General features: G+C 59.7%; 2 protein-coding genes. One reads left to right on the top strand and one right to left on the bottom strand.

Going from position 1 to position 3,730, the window contains the following annotated elements:
* Positions 1 to 623 precede the first annotated feature (623 nt).
* Positions 624 to 1,784: an IS30 family transposase gene (locus O9255_RS13740; RefSeq protein ID WP_297867436.1), complete on the bottom strand. Its 1,161-nt coding sequence runs from the start codon at positions 1,782 to 1,784 to the stop codon at positions 624 to 626.
* A gap of 145 nt (positions 1,785 to 1,929) precedes the next feature.
* Here O9255_RS13740 and O9255_RS13735 point away from each other — a divergent pair, with 145 nt between their 5' ends.
* Positions 1,930 to 3,315 (top strand): IS1182 family transposase, encoded by a 1,386-nt coding sequence (locus tag O9255_RS13735; protein WP_297867435.1) that lies wholly within the window; start codon positions 1,930 to 1,932, stop codon positions 3,313 to 3,315.
* Positions 3,316 to 3,730: the final 415 nt, after the last annotated feature.

Here is a 3,730-nt window from a genome sequence, read left to right as displayed (position 1 = left end):
TGCGCCGCGTGCGGTCGCCTTGCTGTTCTAGCAGTTTTTTCAACGACGCGGCAGTCGGAGCACCTACGGAAAAATGCGTAGGAAATCTCGCACTCGCGCGGACGATCCGTAAGCCCATCGTCCACCGCCGCCCCGCTAACTACTTGTGTGCCCCAGGTGGGGGTCTATGAAAAGCGTGCACGGCTGCCCGGCCGTGGGTCAATGACCGAAACCCTTCGCCAAAACAATGCGATGCCAGGCCTAGGTGGACCCCAAGGTCCTCGAAGGATGCGCCACGAACGACGGAATATGGGGTGAGAACACGGGGACTAAAGAGTAGGCCGGCCGCTTGGGGGTGCTAAAGGAGTCGATTTAGAGGGACATAAGCTGCCAATGACACCAGCGTGTTCTCCGCGGATTGCCGGCACATGCTTGCCATTCAGGTCGTTCATCGCAATTGGGCCAGCTTTTTCCAACGCGAGTCCGCCTGGCTATTGCACGCGAGCAATCAGGGGTCGCGATAGCAATTGACGGGCGAGCGACCTGAGAATCGAGCCTTCCGCCCTTGCTTATGGAGATCACAAGGGCTCGCGCTCGCCCCGACAAACGCCAATGCAAGCGAATAACTGCTTTGGGTGGCGGTTTCAACCGGTCAATGCAACAGCCTGTCGATATCGCTCGGTTGGTGTCTCGAACTTCAGCGTCTTGCGCGGTCGTTCGTTCAGTTGCCTCGCCACTCGGTCTAGCTGCGTCTGCGTGAAGCCCGAAACATCGATCCCCTTCGGGAAGTACTGCCGCAACAAGCCATTGGTGTTCTCGTTTGACCCGCGCTGCCATGGGCTCTGCGGATCGCAGAAGTAGACTTGGATGTCCGTCGCTAAAGTGAATCGGCGGTGGTCAGCCAGCTCCTTGCCACGATCCCAAGTCAGCGATTGGTAAAGCTGGGCTGGAAGTTGGCGCGAATGCTTGATGAGCGCGTCGATCACTGTCTTCGTGTCCTTGCTCCCAACCCTTACCAGCATCACGTATCGCGTGCTGCGCTCCACGAGCGTCGCGATTTGGCTATTGGATGAGCCAAACAGCAAATCTCCCTCCCAGTGCCCCGGTACGGCTCGATCCTCGACCTCGGCGGGCCGTTCGCGAATCGAAACCGTGTCGCAAATCCGGCCGTGATCCGCTGTCTTCTGGGTATGGTGGCGGGAGCGACGCATGGCTCGCGTTCGCCGCAGATGTGCCAGCAATTCCTTCTTCAGCGCACCGCGCGACTGAATGAAGAGGGTTCGGTAGATGGTCTCGTGGGACACCTGGCAGGTCGCATCGTCGGGGAAGGTACGCATTAGCCAGCCGGCGATCTGCTGCGGCGACCACTGCTGTTGCAGCTTTTCCGCCACCCGCTTCGCCAACGCAGGATGCAGTGCAAGCTTACAAGTCTTGGGTCGATGTGCCCGCTCCCACGCTGCCTGATCTGCATTGCTGGCGCGGTAATGCTCGGCACCTCCATTGCGCGCTATTTCGCGGCTTATCGTCGAAGGCGCCCGACCTAGTCCCTCTGCGATTGAGCGAATCGAAGCGCCGGCGACTAATGAGCGCGAGATATGCTCTCGCTCGACCAGGCTCAGTGCCCGAGCCGCCCTACGCCGGCTCGCAGGACGGATGCCGCCAGTTGCAGCGATGATCCCGCGCACCGACGTGTGGTTGCGGTCGAAAAGCTTGGCGATCTGGTGCAGCGACTCGCCCTTCTGCCAACGGTCCCACATCAGGCCTTTCTGGGAGTCCGTGTAACGGATCCGGGTTCTTCGTTTCACTTGCAACACTCCCGCTGCCTCTGCAGCTAGCCATGTGTTGCATCGATCGTATGAAACCGCCGTCTATTCCGTTGAAAAACTCGGTTGAAGCGGACTGTTGAAGCTGCTTCACTGACCTCCCATCGATCCAGCGGAATCCGCAGCGATGATGGGACGTCAGGACGCCGGACAAGCGCCTCTCTTCTACGCCTTCAACCTCGAGGACCACGTCCCGGCGAGCCACATGCTCCGCGGGATTGATCGGTTTCTCGACCTGAGCGAACTGCACCAGCACCTCGCCCCGCACTACAGCCATACCGGCCGACCATCCGTTGATCCGGCGTTGCTGATCAGGATGCTGATCGTGGGCTACTGCTTTGGAATTCGCTCGGAGCGTCGGCTGTGCGAAGAGGTCCACTTGAACCTCGCCTATCGCTGGTTCTGCCGGCTCGGCTTGGAAGATGCTGTTCCCGATCACTCGACGTTCTCGAAGAATCGCCACGGGCGATTCCGCGACAACGACACACTGCGCTTCGTGTTTGAGAAGGTGCTTGATCGCTGTCTCGCCGAAGGTTTGGTCGGAGGCGAGGGGTTCGCCATAGACGCCAGCGTCATCAAAGCAGATGCCAATCGTCAGAAAGGTGTCCCTGGCATCGAAGCGACTTGGGATCGCGAGTCGCCGCTCGCCCGTCCGGTCCGCGAGTATCTCGAGGCGCTGGACGACGCCGAGACACCGCACCGGACGCCCAAGAATGTCTCCACGACCGATCCGGCTTCGCAGTGGACCGCAGCACCCGGTGGAGCAGCGTTCTATGCGTACTCGACCAACTACCTGATCGACGTAAAGGCCGGGGTCATCGTCGATGTCGAGGCCACACCGGCGTACCGGAGTGACGAAGTAGATGCGACCAAGACGATGATCGACCGGGTCGAACAACGCTTCGATCTTTCGCCGACTCGACTGATTGGCGACACCGCCTATGGCACTGCGGAAATGCTGGGCTGGATGGTCGATGAAAAGCAGATCGAACCGCACGTTCCGGTATGGGACAAGACAGAGCGATCGGATGGAACGCTCTCACGTTCCGATTTCGAGTGGCGTGCAGAAGACAACGAGTATCGTTGCCCCGCCGATAAGGCCCTTCGTAGCGACCGAAGGAAGTTCACGGTGCCGCGATCCGGGGTCACCAAGGCCGACACCATCATCTATCGAGCGAGCGCCAGCGACTGCGTGAGCTGCCCGTTGAAGGAACGATGCTGTCCCAACACACCGAACCGAAAGATTGCACGCCAAGTCAACGAATCAGCGCGCGACGTCGCTCGTCAGATTGCGAAGACAGAGGCCTATGCGCGATCGCGACGGCATCGAAAGAAGGTTGAAATGCTCTTCGCACACTTGAAGCGCATCTTGAAGCTGGATCGGCTTCGACTTCGCGGCCTGAAGGGCGCTCGAGATGAGTTCCTATTGGCTGCGACTGCGCAGAATTTGCGAAGAATGGCGGTGTGGTTGATGCCAAAAGGCACAGAACCGGCAATGGCGACCGCCTTTTGAGGATCAGGGGCGCTTGCGCGCCCACTTTTTTGTAGCGCGGATCAAAACAATCGACTTTGCGGCGACTTCGCCAGACCAGAACTGCCGCCGGAAACAGAGTTTTTCAACGGAATAGGCCAGAAGCGGACCTTCGAGAGCGCCGGTATGAAGCTGCTCGGGCTTCAAAACACCTTGCTTCTCAAGATCGGGGGGGCCTCGGTACCGACGCCCCCCGATTCCAAGTAGTCCTGCGACTTGGAGCCACGCCGGCCTCAACTGAGCGACTGGTTCGGGTCGAGGCTGTGTGGAAACTTCTCGCCGACGCGCTGGCGTCGGGAGCGAAGGGCGTTCGCGCTGCTACGGATGAGTAAAGAATGGAATGCGTCAGGCCGCGATCGCCCGGGTCATGCCGTGCACGCCCATGATCTTGATCATC

It is taken from the genome of Silanimonas sp., assembly GCF_027530345.1.
In the GTDB taxonomy this organism is placed as follows: Bacteria; Pseudomonadota; Gammaproteobacteria; order Xanthomonadales; family Xanthomonadaceae; genus Silanimonas.
Note: the sequence above shows the minus strand (reverse complement) of the source record. Positions and strands in the feature narration are given on the sequence as shown.